The following is a 17,550-nucleotide window of genomic DNA, read 5'->3' on the forward strand; positions in this document are numbered from 1 at the left end:
TTATTTGGTTTATGTCATTTTTAATTATTGCCCGCAATTGGCTGATCGATTAGATTTGTATCTAAAACGTTTGTACCATTTAATCCATTATTCGTTACAATAATTCCCCCAGTATTAAAAGCTCCTTGACCTGCAAATGTCTTTGAGCCATTCTTTGGAGAAATATATAAGGTATCTCCAAATTGGACAACACCACCACTCACATTGATGATTTGAACCGGGCCAATAATAGCTGGCATAGGCAAACATTCCTTTTCATTTAAACTAACATTTTTTTCGCCACATATATTATTCCTGAGTTTGTTCCTCCTCATGTGGAAGAAGCTGCCTGATATGCTTAACTCTTACCTCCATCGAAACGTTCTGGCTGTTGCCAACGTGTAAAATAGAGGCTGAAGACATCCCAGTAATCCTGATCTTTTTCACTTTAATGATAGGATTAAGATTATGTGTCAGATAGGATATGTCCTCATCTATTGGTAAAAAAGGAATGGGTTCGGAAAAGACAGGATAGTTATAACTTCCTTCATTTCCTAAAAAAACCTCTTCTTCCCTTTGAACCGCTAAGGCTCGAGAGAGACCGTTAATAATACAAGAATCACCTAATTGGACAGTCGATGCGAAGGCAACAATGTCTAGCTTTAGAGTATCAACGCAAGAGGATCGTTGCAGCATTTTAGGTCACATCCGGTGCTAATGGTACAAATGGTCCAATAATTAATGATTCTGCAGGTGTATCAAAGGTCGAAGCAAGCTGAATCGTTTGTGTATCACCAACCATAACTAATGATGAACTTGATACCCCGATGATACTAATGCATTCTACACAAAGATTACGGTTATAGACTTCATAAATCATTCCGGTTTCATTCCCTTCACATTTTCAGGCAAATGATTTAAAAATACAGATACACCGTTTTGGATTTCTTTTTTTATTAGCTCAATAATATTTTTATTTGACATTTTAATGCTTTCCTCTGATTGTTCTATTGCTGCTGAGGATTTTAGGTGAAAATCAATTCGAGTGGGCAGTTGCTTTTTTATATCCTCTTTAATAAAAGATAAATATGATTCAGTTGGTTGGATATTTAATCTGCTTCCTGTATCTTGAACCAACCCAGGCAAATCGATTTCCAAATAATTAAAAATTGCATCTTCGATTTCCATTGACCTTTGCATTTGTGCTTTTGGATTTGGAGGTGTGTTTAATGTGTTATTTTTTACAGCAAAATCTTCAATTCCTTGCATATCCGAAGGATTTAAACCAATATTTAATGTTCCTTCAAGCGTCTCTACTTTCAATTGATCAAACTTGTATTCAATCGTATCAACATGAATAGTGGGTTTTTCTTTTAATTGTTTTAATTCTTCAGCTATTTGTTGAATGGATTTCTCCAAACCTATTATTCTCTGTTCTTGTGCTTGAATACAGCTTTGTAGCCATTGAAAGTACTGGTAATATTCCTGATTCATTAAATCACCTCGCCGAAGAATCCATTTATCGATCAACATTACCTCTTGCTTTAGAAAACAGTGCTGGTTTCCTCTTCCTCTCGAACGGCAGCTTGTAATGGTACGGAAGGTGTTTGTAGAAGAGAGGAAGTCATTGATACCGGCTGTTTTAACGCCAATGGTGCCGGTTGTGTGAATCCACCGGTATTATATAAATATGAAGCAGGTTTAATGATTCCGGCACTGCCAATTTGTAAAACAGATGAATTAGAAATACCACCAATTTTAATGAAATGGATATGAATAGACTGTTGGATATAAAAATTCATTTCAAACCACCCATTTTCTAAGCATTAAGAAGTATTGCCTGATCAATTGAATCAGGATCATATGTGTTGGTAGAGCTTTGATTATTCCGGACTGTCAAACTTTCGCCTGTATTAAAAGAACCAGCTCCGGAGAAGGTCTTTGCATTTGATAATGGCATAATTTTATAAACATCCCCAATATGGAAGACAGAACTACTACCTAATGTAATGACTTGGGCAACTCCTACGATAGCTGGCATTGTCCACACCCTTTTTTTTAAAAGTTATCACTCATAGCCTATGTGATAGGCAGTAAAATGTGATTCATTGGCCTAAATAAGTATATTTCTAGTGAAAAATCAAAATAATCTAAAAATAATCCTTTAGAACTACTTTCTTCGACAAAAAATGATTAAAAAGAAGGATATCCGACATGCTTAAAACATTCTATGATGTGAGTAAGAGATCAGTCGGAATATGAAAAATCTGAATCTCGATAAAGGCAAAGCTAATGAAAGTTAGTGACGCAAAGCTAAAGGGGCTAAGGTGCATTCGCACTATGCCAGCCAGTTACCGAAGGATCAGGGTACTTCATTATGATGTACTTTATTTAATGACCCCCTTTCGGTAAAAGGCAGGGTCATTTTTTGTTGGATGGAGGTGAAAAATGTTGAAGGTCGTGAACCTGTCAAACGGAACGGAACTTGCAAACTGTGCATCAAGTGCTAATACGTTTTTTAAACGGTTAAAAGGGCTGATGTTTACAAAAAGTTTGCCTGCAGGACACGGCTTACACATTCAACCCTGCCGATCGATTCATACTTTCTTTATGAACTATGCAATTGATATTCTTTACCTAAGCGAACAGCTCGAAATTGTAGGTATGGACGAAACAATGAAACCACGATCGGTCGGAAAATATCAGCCAATGGCATTCTCCATTTTGGAGCTTCCTGCGGGAGCGATTAGAAAAACGGAAACAAAAATCGGACATTATCTAACTATTAAATGAAAAGGGGTTTTTACAAATGATGAAAAAAATAAAAGCATTATTCACTGAAGAACAAGGACAAGGTATGACTGAGTATGGATTAGTTTTAGGGATTATTGCAGTAGCGGTTGTTGGAGTACTGGCATTGCTTCGTACTCAAATTATGGATATGTTTACTTCTGTTACGGATGCTGTTACAAATAGATAATCCATGATTTAATGTAAAACATAGCCTTGCGTTCAATAAAACGTGAGGCTTTTTTCTATAAAAACATCCTGATTGAAAAGAGGGACAAGGATGTGGAGTACAATTCTCCTACTTATACTTTTAATCATATGCGTCATTACTGATGTTCAGAAAAGAAAAATCTATAATTCTGTTTTATTACCATTTTTACTGACTGGCTGGATCATCCATACTGCTACTGCTGGACTTTTAGGGCTATCAGGGACTTTGCTAGGTACAGCAGTTGGCCTTGGAATTTTACTCATTCCCTATTTCCTTGGAGGGATGGGGGCAGGGGATGTAAAGCTTTTAGCCGTTATTGAGGCTTTAAAAGGAATGTCATTCGTACTTTTAGTAGCACTTAATATGGCTTTTGCTGGTGGGATTATGGCACTTTTCATAATCATATTCCAAAAAGGGTTAAAGAAAAGATTGTTTCATGTTCTATCCTTCCTACATGGTCTTCGCTATGGAATAAGGGTCCCACTTATTGATGATAATGGGGCACTTAAAACAACATATCCTTATGGAATTGCCATTGCTGCAGGAGCCATTTATCAGGTTTTCCGTTCAGGAGGCTTTCCGTTATGAGAAATGATGAGCGCGGCCAATCAATGGTAGAAATGGCATTATTGCTTCCAGTATTAATACTGATTTTGGTCGGTATTATTGATTTTGGAAGATTCATCTATTCCTATGCGCATTTACAGATGGCTGCTCAAGAGACGGTAAGGCTTGGTGGACTCGATAAAACGGACCAAGCCATTACCGATTTTGCACATCAATATGTAAAACTCGGGGACCCCACAAAATTGCAAATTGAGATTACACCAAATGATGCAGGGCGTCATTCGGGTGATTATGTTACGGTGAAATTAACGTATCCATTTACATTATTTACACCTTTTCTGTCAACGCTCCTACCATCTCCCCTAACGATTGAAACTGATTCAACTATCCGTGTGGAATGAAGGAGGAATGAACATGATTCGGCTTCTAAAAAGGTTATTAAAGGAAGAATCCGGAAATGTGCTTATTCTTGGGGCTCTTTCTATGATTGGATTATTGGGGATGGCAGGACTTGTGATTGATGGTGGTTTTGTCTATATGACAAAAAGTGAGCTTCAAAAAGTTGCGAATGCAACCGTCCTTTCTGGAGCCCAGGAATTGACTGGACACGAAGAAAATGTCGACAAAATTGTCAATGATATTTTAACTGCACACAAAGAAACGGCTACATTACAAAACATTCAAATAACGATGGGGGAAAAACTTGCCATAGATTTAACGAAACCGGTAAACCTTTCTTTTATGAGACTATTTGGATTTCAAAAAGTTGATGTGAAAGCTCATTCCCAAGCTTCACTTGGAGTATTGGGGAGGGCAATTGGTGCAGCACCACTAGGTATAAACGATAATATTACACTGGAATATTACAAGACATATCAATTAAAGGTTGATTCCACGGAAGTGCAAAGCGGGAATTTTGGGATACTTGCCTTAGGCGGGCCAGGGGCAAGAACATATGAAGAAAACTTGAGGTACGGATATCAGGAAGAATTAAAAACGGGCGATATTATCGACACACAAACAGGGAATATTGCTGGAAAGACACAAACTGTTATTCAAGAGCTTGTGAATGGATGTTCCTATTTTCCAGGGGATGATATCACTCGGAATTGTTCAAGAGTTATCCTTATTCCCGTCTATAAACCATATGAAAATGATCAAAATCAAATGAAAAGTGTTATGGTAACGGGATTTGCCTATTTCTTTATTACAGCACCGATGAGCTCAAACGATACTTCCATAACAGGTATGTTTATAAAAAGAACAGGAACAGGTTTTTATGAAGAAGGTAGCAGTGATAAGGGTGCATATAGCATTCGATTAACGGAGTAGGTGGTCAAAATGCGATCAAAATTTATTCTTATGTTATCACTTTTAATGGGGATTGTGACGACCCTTTTATTTTATCAATATATGAAACAATTAAATGCAGAAAAAGCTGATACGACTCGAACAGTTGAAGTTGTTGTTGCTAAGGATAAAATTGAAAAAAATGAAAGAATCACTACGGAAAAACTAGAAATGATGAAGATGCCAGAAAAACTTGTTCTCCCACAGTCACTTAAAAGTTTTAATGATGCTGATGGAAAGATTGCGACATCGGTGATTGAAAAAGGGGAGCCAGTCCTTACACATAGACTTGTATCGGAAAAGGAAGAGAGAGTCTATGTGTCTCGTAAAGTACGAGAGGGATTTAGGGCAGCATCTGTAGGTGTAAATATTAATCAATCTGTTTCAAATTTAATCGAACCGGAAGACGAGGTAGATGTTGTTTATACAAAGGAAAACAAGGACAAGTCCAACCAATCCCCACCGAATTCAATTATTTTGATCCAAAAAGCAAGGGTGCTTGCGGTGGGAAGAAAAATGGGTACCCCTGAAAATTCTAAAGAACCATATGTAGAATACACCTCGGTTACCTTGGAGCTTAAACCTGATGATGCAGTTACGATTATTAATGCATCGGAACAGGGGAAAATTCAGTTAATATTGTATCAACGCCCTAAAATGGATGAGGACAACAAACCAAATTAGAATTTGAAAGGTTATGGAAGGTGACGATTCATGACAGGCCGAACTGAGGAGCAAATCGGGCAAATAAATACTAATCGCAGACATGGAGAAATGATTGCTGTATGCAGTGCAAAAGGCGGGATTGGGCGCACCATTTTAACCGTAAACTTAGCAGTAGCATTATTTAAAAAGAATTTTTCGGTAGCCGTACTTGATGGTGATTTTCAATTTGGGGATGTTAGCCTTGCTTTAGACCTGCACACTTCATTTACTGTGAAAGAAGTAATTGAAGGATTAGAAACACTTGATGAACATAGCATTCTCGGCTATTTATCGACACATGAAAGTGGTGTACGAGCTCTACCTGCACCAGAGCGGCCAGAATTTGCTGATTTGGTGACAAAAGAGGCGATGGATAAAATTATTGAGTTAATGGTAAGACAACATGATTACATCGTTGCCGATACTGGTGCTGGTTTAAATGAACAAACCATTCATTTGATTGAAAAAGCGGATAAAATACTTGTTGTTACAAATCTGGAAATGACGGCAATGAAGAATACAAAACTTTTGCTAGAGACATTGGAGGTTCTTGGGCTGCGATCAAAAGTTAGGGTGATAATAAACAGAGCAAATATGGAGAGTGTCATTAAAGCTGAGGATGCAGCAACTATATTAGGGGAAGCAAATCCGATTTATATTCCAAATGACTTTCAAATTTGCTCGCAATCACTGAATATTGGTGTACCTTTTGTTCTCAGTCAAGGTAAAACTGAGGTTGCTAAAGGAGTTTTTAAAATGGCAGAATTACTTACAAGCAATCGAAGCATTCATTCGACTCATTCGAAAACAAACCACTCCATTATGTCAAAATGGTTCTCAAAAAAGCGGAATAAAGGAGGGTCTGGCGAATGAGTTTACTAAACCGCATACATGAAAAAAACCTGAAGGGTGTGGAAGAGCCTAGATTGGAACATGTACCCCAAGCTCCCTCCCCACATACTACCAAAGTGGAAAAAGCAATATTTTTAAAAAGGAAAAAAGATGGTTTCGAAGAAAAGGTTCAAAAAGAAAATAAACAACAGGAATTAAAGAATATAATCCAAAAAAGAATCTTGCAGGATCTTAAAGAGGATAATGTTGATGATATTATTCCAAAGCTAGAAGGAATGGCAATCGAAATTATTAAAGAGGATGAATCGTTTCGAGGGGAAATTGATCGTAAGAAAGTTGTCGAGGAATTGATTAATGATTTAACCGGATTTGGACCGATTAATCCTCTATTACTTGATGAAGATGTTTCTGAAGTAATGGTAAATGGGCCAAGACATGTATATTGTGAGCGAAAAGGGAGATTAACGTTGACTTCCATTCAATTTCGAGATAATGAGCATGTGATGAGTGTCATTGAAAAAATTGTTTCTCCGCTAGGAAGAAGGATTGATGAAAGTTCCCCAATGGTGGATGCGAGGCTTCCTGATGGATCACGTGTTAATGCCATTATTCCGCCGCTTGCCTTAAATGGGCCAACAATTACGATTCGTAAATTTTCAAAGGATCCATTCCAAATAAGTGATCTAGTTAATTTTGGAACAATATCAGAAGAAATGGCTATCTTTCTTGAGGTATGTGTTAAAGCTAGGCTGAATCTTTTTGTAAGTGGTGGAACAGGATCTGGAAAAACGACAACCCTCAATGTTCTCTCAAACTTTATCCCGGAGGATGAACGAATTGTAACGATTGAGGATGCAGCAGAACTTCAGCTTGGCCAAGATCATGTTGTCTCATTAGAGTCAAGGCCGCCTAATATTGAAGGAAAAGGAGCTGTTACCATTCGTGATCTTGTTAGGAACTCTTTGCGAATGAGACCAGACCGGATCATTATTGGGGAGGTACGTGGTGCTGAAGCCCTTGATATGCTACAAGCAATGAATACAGGACATGATGGTTCACTTGCAACAGGGCACGCAAACAGTCCAAGGGATATGATTGCAAGGTTAGAAACAATGGTGCTTTTAGCTGGGGTGGAGCTTCCCATAAAAGCAATCAGGGAACAAATTGCTGGAGCAATCGATGTCATTATCCAACAATCTCGTCTAAAGGATGGTACAAGGAAAATAGTTAGTATAACAGAAGTTCAAGGCTTGGAAGGCGATATCATCGTTCTTCAAGATATTTTTACATTTAGGCAAGATGCTGTTAGTTCTGAAGGCAAAGTAATTGGCAGGCTCGTACCGACTGGGGTGCGACCTAAATTTTATGAGCGGCTTGAGGCTTCAGGCATTCATATACCAATCGGAGTATTTATGGGTGATGAGGTGTGGGGATCATGATGATCTATTTGATCCTTGTCTTATTCTTTTTTACTACTATTTTCTTTTTTGCGAGTGTTTTTCAAAGATTTTTTCTCAAAGAGCGAAGGCTTGAAAAGAGAATGAACCATTATTTTGCACTTACGGATGAAAAAGTAACTCAAAACCATTTCAATCTTCTTGTCCAATTTCAATTAGTGAAAAAAAGAATCCGTACAAAATTTTTAACAAAAGAAAAGAATACCAAACTTGAAATAACTCTTGCTAGGTCAGGCCTACCCATAAAGCCTGAGGAATATATCCTTTTTCAGTGGATTCTAGCAGCATTTTCTGGTTGTTTATTAGTGCTAATTACCGGAAATTGGCTCTTTATAATCGGGGGAATACTTGGATTTATTTTTCCAAAATGGTATGTACGGAGGAAAGAACGGGAGCGTGTGATGAAATTTAATGAGGCATTGCCTGATATGATTTCAACGATTATTGGCTCTTTAAGGGCAGGTTTTAGTTTCCTCCAGGCATTAAAAACTGTAGTAGAAGAAGCGAGTTCACCTATTAAGGATGAAATGGAGTCTTTGCTTAAAGAAATGCAATATGGGAGGAGTCTTGAGGATTCCTTAAATGATCTATTGGAACGCATGCCAAGTGAAGATTTAGATTTAATGATTCAAGCTATCCTTATTCAAAGACAGGTAGGAGGGAATTTAGCTACCGTACTTGATAAAATTGTTGAGACGATCCGGGAACGGACAAAGATTCACAGACAGATTTCCACACTGACAGCTCAGGGGCGGTTATCTGGAATTGTTATTGGCCTTCTGCCGATTATCCTTGGTTTTGTCATTTATTTAATGCAGCCAACATATATTGGAACACTTTTTCATAATCCAATTGGAATAATCATGCTAATTGCTGGGGGTATTTCCGGAATTATCGGCTTTTTGATGATCAAAAAAATTACAACGATAGAGGTGTAACAGATGCTTTACCTCTCGTTTTGTCTGACCATTATCTTGTTAATTTATGGATTTCTGCTACTACGAATAGAAAATAAGAATCGGGTTCAAAAAAGGGTAGAGGTTTTTCTAACAGGTAAAAAGCCGAAGAAAAATGTAAAAATGGACAATGAATATCAATCGTTAATAAAAAGATTGATTTCACCACTTTTTCATGACTTTAAGAGAAGTTTTAAAAAGAGAATGCCAGGAGAAAAGGAAGCAAAAATTGAAAGGAAACTTCAATTAGCAGGAAGTCCAAGGGGAATGACTGCAGTTGATTTTCGTTTGTGGCAAGCAGGATTTGTTATCATCTTTCCAATTGGCTCTGGTGGGTATGCCACACTATTAAATGGCGGAGTGAGTGCCATTGTGATCTTTGTTTTTTTAGGAATAGTGATCGGTTTAGTAACTCCTCATCTTTATTTGAAGCAGAAGACGAAAGCAAGGAATCGATTTGCCATCAAAGAGCTTCCAGACATATTAGACTTATTAACGGTAAGCCTTGAAGCGGGTCTAGGTTTTGATTCAGCAGTTAGTAAAGTCGTTTCCCATAAGCATGGTGTCATCGCATCAGAATTTCACCGATGTTTAGAGGAAATTCGTCTGGGGAAAACAAGAAGAGAGGCACTTGCAAGAATAAGAGACAGGCTTGACGTTGACGAAGTAAAAATCTTTATTAGCAGCATTTTGCAGGCAGAAAAACTGGGAGTTGGTATGGTTCAGGTGTTGAGAGTACAATCTACTGAGGTAAGAGAGCAACGAAAACAAAGGGCTGAGGAAGAAGCGATGAAGGCACCGATCAAAATGCTTTTTCCCCTCGTTCTCTTTATATTTCCTAGCCTTTTTATCGTTTTATTAGGACCAGCGATCATACAATTCATCGATGCTTTTAAAAAATAATAACTTAATCCAAACAAAAAATAAGACGACCAATTGAAGATGGAAGTCTTATTTTTAGTTTTTTTGACGATGCTGAGATAACATGAGGAAATTAAATGAATCATAAATAAGGAGGCAACTAGATGACGGACTCCCATGTTTCAACATGGATTCTAACACTTGTTTTATTTGGTGTCGCATTGATCTTGAATAAAAAGGGTAATGCAAAAGGCTTTAAGATTATCCATATGATTTTAAGAGTCTTTTATCTACTCACTATAGTCACTGGTGTTATGCTTCTTTATATTCTAAGCCCGATGTATATTGTAAAAATAGTGGTGGGTCTATGGATCATTTCTTTGATTGAATTAATATTAATACGGACTGCTAAAAACAAAAAAACATCTGTTTTATGGTATCAGTTTGGATTCGCATTCCTGTTAGTTTTATATTTAGGTTTAAAACTACCATTAGGATTCCACCCATTTTCGTAAATACATACAAATGGACTTAAAACGGATCATCAACAAAGTTGAATTATTACAAAAAAGCTGCCAAATTGGCAGCTAGGGCTGTCGAAAAACCTTTCGATAGCCCTTTTATTTATTCAATATGTTTAATAATTAACCGCGTTGATTTGTTATACTACTATTATTATATATTGGCTTTTCAACATGTCTGTTGATTGGCGTTCCAGGCTCATTTGCTTTCCGCGGGCGTGCCAGGGGGCCTCCAATGCCATTAACTCAGGGTTCTAAATAATGTGAAATTCCAATCTAAAGTCTCTTTGAGCATAAATGGTTGTATTTAGACAATAACTTTGCCCGTTGCTTTCCGCTCCGGGCACTTGCTTTCCGCGGGGAGGGATGGGAGCCTCCTCGGCGTACCGCCTGTGGGTCTCCCATTCCCTCAAATCCCGCAGGAGTCAAGTGCCCTCCGCTTCAATCAACTCAAGTAGATAAAGAAGAAAGGTCTGAAAACATCCATTGTAAATATAAAGAAAACTCGCTGACTGGCGAGCCCCTAAGGGCGATGCTTAGTCGTAGTTGCCCTTATGCGCTAACAGAATTTATGGATATTAATTCTTATTAGCTAAAAATAGAATAGATATTCTCTGTCACTGCACTGGCAAGATTAAGATCTATTCGTAACTGTTAACTTACTTTGATTCCACTAGACAGCAAAAAATGGAGCCTTGGGGAATCATTCATACTATTGATTCCCTTAGACAGTAGAAAATGGGGTCTTGGAGAATCATTCATGCTCTTTGATTCCTTTAGCCAGCAATAAATGGGGTCTTGGGGAATCATTCATGCTCTATTCGATCACGGGGACGATTATGCTATATTCTTTACAGCTACCCCCCAAAATATTAATATCCTGGTGGAAATTAAATGATATTAATGAGAGATGCGTTCTTAATACGAAATAAATCATCCGCGAAAAACTTTTTTTATTCTCAAAACGAAAATATAAGGTAAATAGTTGCAGGTTTAAAATTCAAAGATCCTGTCCCACAACACTCTACTATTGGTTGGATTCTCCAATATCATTTTTAAAAAAATTGTAACACATTTAGAAAGGCTAGAAAAAGTGTGTCCAATCCTTTAGGTTGTGCCTCCCTGTTGATTGGAGCGGAGGGCACTCGACTCCTGCGGGATATAGAGGTCACTGGAGACCCCGCAGGCGGTAACGCCGAGGAGGCTTCAGGACCTCCCAGCGGAAAGCGAGTGCCTGGAGCGGAAATCAACAGGCCCATCTGTAGGGAGTTTTGATAAATTTGGTATTCGGATTCTGAGAAAAAAATTGCCGAGAAAAATACCCCTTTCTCGACAATCTGAACTGCTAAATTGGCAGCTTTTTGTGTTCCTAGGATATCAATTTCTCAATGATCAGCCGTTTACCAGTATTTAAAGTAAATTCGAAGCGGTCATTTGTTTTCTCGTAGTAGCAGAAGTGATGCTGAACATTACAAATTTGTTCCTGATTGTCGAAAACCATAAAGTTTACTCCGTCTTTCCGGTGATCATCCGTTAGGAAGGATAAATGGTTGTAGCAATAAAGGCAATCGTTTATAGAAAAATGTAAAGAGTTTAAAGTCGTTATGAATTGGAAAAAGGCATCATCATTAATCCCATCTAATAATCTTTCAAGCGAATAAATAAGATGCTTTCGAATCCTTACTAAGTCATGATCACGAAGGATTAAGACTTCTTTTCCAATACAAACTTTACCAGGTTCAACCAATATTCCTTTCTTCCAACGATTTAACCTGAAGATCTCTATCTCCTGTTGAAGGTTATCGTCCAAAATTGCCGCTTCGTCTGTTTCCTCGTCAAAAAAAATCCATTGATCGTTGATTTGTTCAATTGATCCTTCGGTATAGGCTCTCAATTGAATGTCGTATAGTTTCAAACGTTGCTGTCGATTCATCACTTAACCTCCGTGAATGATGCTTACCTCACCTTTTATAGACAATTTCTACTGAATTTATAACCTAATGGTAATGTTTTTGGACAATTAACCTTTTTATTTACACTGAATAGAATAGTTGGGAAACATTCTCAATTGAAAAGTTGAACCATTAGCTGGATCTAGGAGGCAGGGAAATGTGCGGTATATCTGGATGGATTGATTTTAAAAGAGACATGAGAAATGAAAAGGATACAATTGAAAAAATGGCTAATACCTTGGCCAAAAGAGGCCCGGATGATACAAATACTTGGACGGATGTTCACGTTGGTTTAGGACATAAAAGGTTAATTGTTGTCGACCCTGAAGGCGGGAAACAGCCGATGTCGAAATATTCCAGAGGCAACGAGTACACCATTTGTTATAACGGAGAGTTATACAATACTGAAGATATTCGCAAAGTCCTCCATACTAAAGGATATTCCTTTAAAGGTCATTCTGATACAGAAGTCCTGATAACAGCCTATATAGAATGGGCGGAAGAATGTGTTAATTTTTTGAACGGAATTTATGCGTTTGCAATCTGGGATCGAGAAAAAGAACAACTTTTTATTGGACGTGATCGCTTAGGGGTAAAACCGTTATTCTTTTCAGAACATAAAGAGGGCATCCTATTTGCTTCAGAAATGAAAAGTATTTTAGTACATCCTGAAATCCGAACTGTACTTGATCGTGAGGGACTCGCAGAGGTTTTTGGCTTAGGTCCATCTAGATCTCCTGGAGTAGGTATCTTTAAAGGAATAAAAGAGCTTCGCCCAGCGCATGCGCTTACTTTTTCAAAAAAAGGGCTAAAAATTTGGCGCTATTGGAATGTGAAGAGTGCTGAACACAAGGAAAATGCAGCAGAAACAGCTGAAAAGGTCCGGTATTTAGTTACAGATGCTATCACAAGGCAACTTGTTTCTGATGTCCCATTATGCTCGCTTTTGTCGGGGGGACTTGATTCAAGTATCATTACCGCGGTAGCTGCTAAGGGATTTGCTGCTAGTGGAAAAGGGCAGCTCCACACTTATTCAATCGATTATGAAGGAAATGACCAATTTTTTAAGGCAGATGAATTTCAGCCTAACTCGGATGATTTGTGGATTAATCTGGTTTCACAGGCCTATCAAACAGAACATCATCGGAAAATCATCACTCAACAACAATTGGTAAATGATTTAATGGAAGCTGTTCATGTAAGGGATTGCCCAGGAATGGCTGATGTTGACTCTTCATTGCTTTGGTTTTGCAGGGAAATAAAAAAAGACTTCGTTGTAGGTCTTTCAGGGGAATGTGCTGATGAAATTTTTGGTGGTTACCCATGGTTTCATCGAAAAGAGGATTTGGAACGCCCCGGGTTCCCGTGGATGCGCTCTGTTTCTGAACGTCAGAATTTGTTAGCAGATCTCTGGCAGAAAAAATTAAAAATCAATGAGTATGTCATGGAAAAGTATCATGAAACTATTGCAGAATCACCAATATTAGAAGGTGAAAGCAAAGAAGAAGCAAAGCGCAGAGAATTATTTTATATAAATATGATTTGGTTTATGACAACCCTCCTTGATCGAAAAGACCGAATGAGCATGGGAGCAAGCCTTGAAGTTCGAGTACCATTTGCTGATCACAGACTTGTTGAATATGCTTGGAATATTCCATGGCATATTAAGATGGATGGCAACAGGGAAAAAGGGATTTTAAGAAGAGCGTTTGAAGGAGTTTTACCTAAAGAAGTCCTATACCGAAAGAAAAGCCCATACCCTAAAACACATAATCCTCAATATACAAAGGCCGTTCAAATGCTGATGGAGGAAATATTAACAGATAAATCATCGGCACTACATGAATTTTTCAACAAAGAGTACTTGCAAACTATTGTTGAATCTGGAGGAAATTCGTTTAAAGAGCCATGGTTCGGCCAATTGATGAAAGGGCCACAATTGCTGGCGTATCTTGCCCAAATACACATTTGGTTCAAGGATTATAACATTAATATTGAAGAAAATTGAACTTTTTAGAAGGCTCTTTTCTTAAACTTTGTTGCTATTTGAAACTAAATTAGAATGGGATTCCAGTTTACTGGTGAAAACCGTAGGAAGTTTTTAAGAAAAGAGCACGAAACTATTGTTATTTCGGGTTTTTAGACTAGGTACGAAAAACAACAATCTATGCGAAAACAGCCTTTTAGAAATAATAATGATAGTGGGGAAGGAGAGAACCTCCTTCCCATTTGGAGTTGAGCAGGGCTAGCGAAAATCTGAGTAAACCCAATTGTGAAGGCAAAACTAACTTCCAATATATTTTGCATAAACAGATTTTGCTTTTGCAATATCATTTGTTCCATGTATCAAAACACGGCCATCCTTGAAAACAACCAGTGCGGTTTGTTGGTCGGGACAAAAACGCAATAAAAACTCGTTAGCAAAAACTTTACCATTTTTTTTCAAATGCTTTTCCAAATCCATTAAGTCTATATGTTGTTTATTTCGAGGGTTAATCTGCACTGTATCCCGCCCACAAAGAGAAGAATAGGAGACTTGTAGATTTGAGGAACGATCAAGATAATCAAACTGATGGTTCACACATGTCGGACAATTAGGATTTTTCCCATCAGTTATATCCATTTGAAGATAAGAATTATCCCAAATATCCAGTTGCTCAAGATTAGGATTGGTTTCCGCTCCAACTATTATTTTCAAGACTTCAATAGCTTGAAACGAACCAATAATATCCGTTATCGGTGACAACACGCCAACAGTATCACAGGTTTCGCCCATTCCGGAGGGTACTTTAGGAAAAAGACAACGATAGCATGGGGTTTTCCCAGGTTTAAAGACGGCAAACATTCCCCTCGAGCTAACTGCACCACCATAAACCCACGGAATACCGTACTTAAAAGCGACATCATTAATTAAAAAACGAGTCATAAAATTATCAGTTCCATCAACAATACAATCAAATCCAACTAATAAATCCTCGGCATTGTCAAGGTTCAGATCAGCAATAATTGGTTCAATGGTAACGGTGGAATTAACCTCATTTAACCTCTTTTGGGCAGCAATTACTTTAGGAAGATTTAATATCGAATCTTCTTCACTAAAAAGTGTTTGGCGCTGTAAATTTGATAGTTCAACTAGATCTCTATCAATGAGTGTTACATGGCCAACACCAGATCGAACAAGATGATTAGCAATCACTGTTCCTAATGCCCCCACACCAACTATTGCGATCCTGCTCTCTAGTAATTTTCTTTGTCCATCTTTCCCGATTGGCTGGAATAGAACTTGTCTAGAATAACGGTCTAAATTTCCCATGATATCCCTCTTTTCAGCTCTATTATAAAATATACCATAGTAAAATATTAAAGATTTGTTAAATATTGAATTTTAACAGGAATTTCTTAGGCAATAGTCTAATTTAATAAGAGTGTAAGGTTTTTTTTCTATATGTGAAAAGGAGGTTGAGAAGTTGAATTTAGGCGGTTTTAAAAACAAGGAAGTTTTAGTTGATTTGACAAATGGGATTGTTGATTACAGAGCGATCAATGAGGAAGAAGCGAAAAAGTACATTGGTGGCAGAGGTTTGGGTGTTAAATATGTATTGGATAATGGCCCAGAAGTAGAACCATTTTCAGAAGAAAATATTTTATGCGTCATGACAGGTCCTGTGACTGGTTCACGTTCATCTATGAGTGGTCGTCTTTGTGTAGTGACCAAATCTCCACTAACAGGGACAGTAACCGATTCACATATGGGTGGTTGGACAGCAGCTCGTTTAAAATGGGCAGGAATTGATAATATTATTTTCTCTGGAAAAAGCGACAAGCCTATATATCTTTACATTGAAAATGGTAAAGCTGAAATTTGCGATGCTGCAGATATGTGGGGAACTAGCACAAGAGAAACTATAAAATTAATGAAAGATAAGTATGGTGAGGAAGACTTAAGCGTCATGACGATCGGGCAAGCAGGTGAAAACACGGTACGTTATGCCGGTTTCATTAATGAAAATGATCGTGCAGCAGGCCGCGGTGGAGTTGGAGCCGTTGCTGGATATAAAAAGTTAAAAGCTATTGTCATTAAAGCAGCTCAAAAAGGCAATATGCCAGAACCAAAGCTGAAAGATGAATACAAAAGTGCAAATCAAAAAGCTGTTAAAGCAATCCTTGATGGCGGATTAACGGCACCTAATAAAGGTGGATTATCCGTATATGGGACAAACGTTTTAACGAACTTAATTAATGAGGCAGGCGCACTTCCAACCAAAAACTCACAGTTTACACACTGGGATGAGGCTGAAAAGCATAGTGGCGAATATTTTAACGAACATTTGCGTGTTTCTAATCAAGCGTGCCATGCATGCCCTGTTGCCTGCAAAATTGAGGTTGAAGTAAAGGATGGAAAGTATAAGACAAAAGTTGAGAGCATCGAATTTGAATCAGCTTGGACTTTTGGTGCAAACTGTCTTTTAAGCGATGCAGAAGCTATTTCATACTTAATTGACCGCTGCAATGAATATGGTCTTGATACAATTGAGCTTGGTCATGCTTTTTCGGTTACGATGGAAGCATATGAGAAAGGTTTAATTTCAGAAAAACTTAATTGGGGCGACGCAGATGCAATGGTTGAATTAGCAAGGAAGGTTGCTTTCCGTGAAGGCTTTGGAGGCATACTTGCTGAGGGACCAGCACGTGCAACAGCATCTTGGGGAGCACCAGAGTTATCGATGTCCGTAAAAGGGCAATCGATTCCTGCTTATGACCCTCGTGGTATCCAGGGAATTGGCTTAGGCTATGCAACAAGTAACCGTGGTGCCTGCCACTTGCGCGGTTATACAGTTGCAAGTGAAATTGCGGGAATACCAGAGCCAACAGATCGATTAAAACCAGAAGGAAAAGGCGAATTACTGAAGATATTCCAAGACATGCTATCATTCTCTGATTCAATGAATATCTGTAAGTTCTCATCTTTCTCTGAAAGCGCAGAGAATTACGCTGAGCAATACAGTGCAATGACGGGAATACCGATGACTGCTGATGATGTTATGAAGGCTGGCGAAAGAATTTACAATCTTGAAAGGTATTATAACAACCTAGCTGGATTCGATAAACGGGAAAATGATTTTCTTCCAAAACGATTTACGGAAGAACCGGCCTCAGGAAACAGTGCTGGAGTCGTAAGTCGTATGGATATTATGCTTGATGAGTACTATCAAGCTCGCGGTTGGAAAGACGGTATCGTACCGGAAGAAAAGCTTCGTGAACTAGGTATCATCAGTCCTGAAGCCACTTCAGATCAGCCAGTACAATAATTAGAAATAGAGAAGGCTTCTGCATCTGTGCAGAAGCCTT

General features: G+C 38.2%; 21 protein-coding genes and 1 riboswitch. Of the genes, 13 read left to right on the top strand and 8 right to left on the bottom strand.

What is annotated here, in order from left to right; translation table 11 throughout:
* Positions 1–20 precede the first annotated feature (20 nt).
* Genes RCG20_RS16195 through RCG20_RS16220 form a run of 6 tightly spaced genes read right to left on the bottom strand, consistent with a single transcriptional unit; the run spans position 21 to position 2,020 of the window.
* On the bottom strand, positions 21–239 hold the full coding sequence (locus RCG20_RS16195; protein WP_308181141.1) for a spore germination protein: 219 nt from the start codon (positions 237–239) through the stop codon (positions 21–23).
* 49 nt (positions 240–288) lie between these two features.
* Positions 289–675, bottom strand: coding sequence for a spore germination protein GerPE (locus RCG20_RS16200; protein WP_308181142.1), 387 nt, complete (start codon positions 673–675; stop codon positions 289–291).
* 1 nt (position 676) lies between these two features.
* Positions 677–859 carry a spore gernimation protein GerPD gene (locus RCG20_RS16205; protein ID WP_308181143.1) on the bottom strand — a complete coding sequence of 61 codons (183 nt, stop codon included), beginning with the start codon at positions 857–859 and terminating at the stop codon, positions 677–679.
* Positions 856–1,473 (bottom strand): spore germination protein GerPC, encoded by a 618-nt coding sequence (gerPC, locus tag RCG20_RS16210; RefSeq protein WP_308181144.1) that lies wholly within the window; start codon positions 1,471–1,473, stop codon positions 856–858. The genes RCG20_RS16205 and gerPC overlap by 4 nt, the downstream gene beginning before the upstream one ends.
* 50 nt (positions 1,474–1,523) lie before the next feature.
* Complete coding sequence (locus RCG20_RS16215) at positions 1,524–1,781, bottom strand: spore germination protein GerPB (protein WP_308181145.1); 258 nt, start codon at positions 1,779–1,781, stop codon at positions 1,524–1,526.
* Positions 1,782–1,798: 17 nt separating this feature from the next.
* Positions 1,799–2,020 (bottom strand): spore germination protein, encoded by a 222-nt coding sequence (locus RCG20_RS16220; protein ID WP_308181146.1) that lies wholly within the window; start codon positions 2,018–2,020, stop codon positions 1,799–1,801.
* 231 nt (positions 2,021–2,251) lie between these two features.
* Positions 2,252–2,338: riboswitch (cyclic di-GMP riboswitch) on the top strand.
* An 89-nt stretch (positions 2,339–2,427) separates the two neighbouring features.
* On the opposite strand from RCG20_RS16220, the gene RCG20_RS16225 reads away from it, so the two are divergent.
* The 11 genes from RCG20_RS16225 to RCG20_RS16275 all read left to right on the top strand — a co-directional run bounded on the left by RCG20_RS16225 (position 2,428) and on the right by RCG20_RS16275 (position 10,243).
* Positions 2,428–2,772, top strand: a complete 345-nt coding sequence (locus RCG20_RS16225; protein ID WP_308181147.1) for a DUF192 domain-containing protein — start codon at positions 2,428–2,430, stop codon at positions 2,770–2,772.
* 16 nt (positions 2,773–2,788) lie between these two features.
* Positions 2,789–2,959, top strand: a complete 171-nt coding sequence (locus tag RCG20_RS16230) for a Flp family type IVb pilin (protein WP_308181148.1) — start codon at positions 2,789–2,791, stop codon at positions 2,957–2,959.
* A 90-nt stretch (positions 2,960–3,049) separates the two neighbouring features.
* Positions 3,050–3,568: an A24 family peptidase gene (locus tag RCG20_RS16235; protein WP_308181149.1), complete on the top strand. Its 519-nt coding sequence runs from the start codon at positions 3,050–3,052 to the stop codon at positions 3,566–3,568.
* Complete coding sequence (locus tag RCG20_RS16240) at positions 3,565–3,948, top strand: TadE/TadG family type IV pilus assembly protein (RefSeq protein WP_308181150.1); 384 nt, start codon at positions 3,565–3,567, stop codon at positions 3,946–3,948. Before RCG20_RS16235 ends, RCG20_RS16240 begins: the two co-directional genes overlap by 4 nt.
* 13 nt (positions 3,949–3,961) lie before the next feature.
* Positions 3,962–4,879 (top strand): pilus assembly protein TadG-related protein, encoded by a 918-nt coding sequence (locus tag RCG20_RS16245; protein ID WP_308181151.1) that lies wholly within the window; start codon positions 3,962–3,964, stop codon positions 4,877–4,879.
* Between the two features lie 9 nt (positions 4,880–4,888).
* On the top strand, positions 4,889–5,581 hold the full coding sequence (gene cpaB / locus RCG20_RS16250) for a Flp pilus assembly protein CpaB (RefSeq protein ID WP_308181152.1): 693 nt from the start codon (positions 4,889–4,891) through the stop codon (positions 5,579–5,581).
* A 30-nt stretch (positions 5,582–5,611) separates the two neighbouring features.
* Complete coding sequence (locus tag RCG20_RS16255; protein WP_308181153.1) at positions 5,612–6,475, top strand: CpaE/TadZ family protein; 864 nt, start codon at positions 5,612–5,614, stop codon at positions 6,473–6,475.
* Complete coding sequence (locus RCG20_RS16260) at positions 6,472–7,893, top strand: TadA family conjugal transfer-associated ATPase (protein WP_308181154.1); 1,422 nt, start codon at positions 6,472–6,474, stop codon at positions 7,891–7,893. The genes RCG20_RS16255 and RCG20_RS16260 overlap by 4 nt, the downstream gene beginning before the upstream one ends.
* A complete protein-coding gene (locus RCG20_RS16265; protein ID WP_308181155.1) occupies positions 7,890–8,849 on the top strand; it encodes a type II secretion system F family protein in 960 nt (319 codons plus the stop codon). The genes RCG20_RS16260 and RCG20_RS16265 overlap by 4 nt, the downstream gene beginning before the upstream one ends.
* A gap of 3 nt (positions 8,850–8,852) precedes the next feature.
* Positions 8,853–9,770: a type II secretion system F family protein gene (locus RCG20_RS16270; protein WP_308181156.1), complete on the top strand. Its 918-nt coding sequence runs from the start codon at positions 8,853–8,855 to the stop codon at positions 9,768–9,770.
* A 122-nt stretch (positions 9,771–9,892) separates the two neighbouring features.
* The gene (locus RCG20_RS16275; protein WP_308181157.1) at positions 9,893–10,243 is read left to right on the top strand and encodes a DUF1516 family protein; all 351 of its coding nucleotides are present in this window, start codon (positions 9,893–9,895) and stop codon (positions 10,241–10,243) included.
* Positions 10,244–11,618: 1,375 nt separating this feature from the next.
* On the opposite strand, the gene RCG20_RS16280 is transcribed toward RCG20_RS16275, so the two are convergent.
* Positions 11,619–12,182 carry a DUF2777 domain-containing protein gene (locus tag RCG20_RS16280; protein ID WP_308181158.1) on the bottom strand — a complete coding sequence of 188 codons (564 nt, stop codon included), beginning with the start codon at positions 12,180–12,182 and terminating at the stop codon, positions 11,619–11,621.
* A 176-nt stretch (positions 12,183–12,358) separates the two neighbouring features.
* On the opposite strand from RCG20_RS16280, the gene asnB reads away from it, so the two are divergent.
* Positions 12,359–14,209 (top strand): asparagine synthase (glutamine-hydrolyzing), encoded by a 1,851-nt coding sequence (asnB, locus tag RCG20_RS16285; RefSeq protein WP_308181159.1) that lies wholly within the window; start codon positions 12,359–12,361, stop codon positions 14,207–14,209.
* A 276-nt stretch (positions 14,210–14,485) separates the two neighbouring features.
* On the opposite strand, the gene RCG20_RS16290 is transcribed toward asnB, so the two are convergent.
* Positions 14,486–15,514 carry a ThiF family adenylyltransferase gene (locus RCG20_RS16290; RefSeq protein WP_308181160.1) on the bottom strand — a complete coding sequence of 343 codons (1,029 nt, stop codon included), beginning with the start codon at positions 15,512–15,514 and terminating at the stop codon, positions 14,486–14,488.
* A 154-nt stretch (positions 15,515–15,668) separates the two neighbouring features.
* On the opposite strand from RCG20_RS16290, the gene RCG20_RS16295 reads away from it, so the two are divergent.
* A complete protein-coding gene (locus RCG20_RS16295) occupies positions 15,669–17,510 on the top strand; it encodes an aldehyde ferredoxin oxidoreductase family protein (protein WP_308181161.1) in 1,842 nt (613 codons plus the stop codon).
* The last annotated feature ends 40 nt before the right edge of the window (positions 17,511–17,550 follow it).

This window comes from Neobacillus sp. PS3-40 (assembly GCF_030915485.1).
GTDB lineage: Bacteria > Bacillota > Bacilli > Bacillales > Cytobacillaceae > JAUZPL01.

Coding starts and splice junctions, on each gene's coding strand:
- RCG20_RS16195 (WP_308181141.1), bottom strand. CDS start 239: ATGCCAGCTATTATTGGCCCGGTTCAAATCATCAATGTGAGTGGTGGT.
- RCG20_RS16200 (WP_308181142.1), bottom strand. CDS start 675: ATGCTGCAACGATCCTCTTGCGTTGATACTCTAAAGCTAGACATTGTT.
- RCG20_RS16205 (WP_308181143.1), bottom strand. CDS start 859: ATGATTTATGAAGTCTATAACCGTAATCTTTGTGTAGAATGCATTAGT.
- gerPC (WP_308181144.1), bottom strand. CDS start 1,473: ATGAATCAGGAATATTACCAGTACTTTCAATGGCTACAAAGCTGTATT.
- RCG20_RS16215 (WP_308181145.1), bottom strand. CDS start 1,781: ATGAATTTTTATATCCAACAGTCTATTCATATCCATTTCATTAAAATT.
- RCG20_RS16220 (WP_308181146.1), bottom strand. CDS start 2,020: ATGCCAGCTATCGTAGGAGTTGCCCAAGTCATTACATTAGGTAGTAGT.
- RCG20_RS16225 (WP_308181147.1), top strand. CDS start 2,428: ATGTTGAAGGTCGTGAACCTGTCAAACGGAACGGAACTTGCAAACTGT.
- RCG20_RS16230 (WP_308181148.1), top strand. CDS start 2,789: ATGATGAAAAAAATAAAAGCATTATTCACTGAAGAACAAGGACAAGGT.
- RCG20_RS16235 (WP_308181149.1), top strand. CDS start 3,050: ATGTGGAGTACAATTCTCCTACTTATACTTTTAATCATATGCGTCATT.
- RCG20_RS16240 (WP_308181150.1), top strand. CDS start 3,565: ATGAGAAATGATGAGCGCGGCCAATCAATGGTAGAAATGGCATTATTG.
- RCG20_RS16245 (WP_308181151.1), top strand. CDS start 3,962: ATGATTCGGCTTCTAAAAAGGTTATTAAAGGAAGAATCCGGAAATGTG.
- cpaB (WP_308181152.1), top strand. CDS start 4,889: ATGCGATCAAAATTTATTCTTATGTTATCACTTTTAATGGGGATTGTG.
- RCG20_RS16255 (WP_308181153.1), top strand. CDS start 5,612: ATGACAGGCCGAACTGAGGAGCAAATCGGGCAAATAAATACTAATCGC.
- RCG20_RS16260 (WP_308181154.1), top strand. CDS start 6,472: ATGAGTTTACTAAACCGCATACATGAAAAAAACCTGAAGGGTGTGGAA.
- RCG20_RS16265 (WP_308181155.1), top strand. CDS start 7,890: ATGATGATCTATTTGATCCTTGTCTTATTCTTTTTTACTACTATTTTC.
- RCG20_RS16270 (WP_308181156.1), top strand. CDS start 8,853: ATGCTTTACCTCTCGTTTTGTCTGACCATTATCTTGTTAATTTATGGA.
- RCG20_RS16275 (WP_308181157.1), top strand. CDS start 9,893: ATGACGGACTCCCATGTTTCAACATGGATTCTAACACTTGTTTTATTT.
- RCG20_RS16280 (WP_308181158.1), bottom strand. CDS start 12,182: ATGAATCGACAGCAACGTTTGAAACTATACGACATTCAATTGAGAGCC.
- asnB (WP_308181159.1), top strand. CDS start 12,359: ATGTGCGGTATATCTGGATGGATTGATTTTAAAAGAGACATGAGAAAT.
- RCG20_RS16290 (WP_308181160.1), bottom strand. CDS start 15,514: ATGGGAAATTTAGACCGTTATTCTAGACAAGTTCTATTCCAGCCAATC.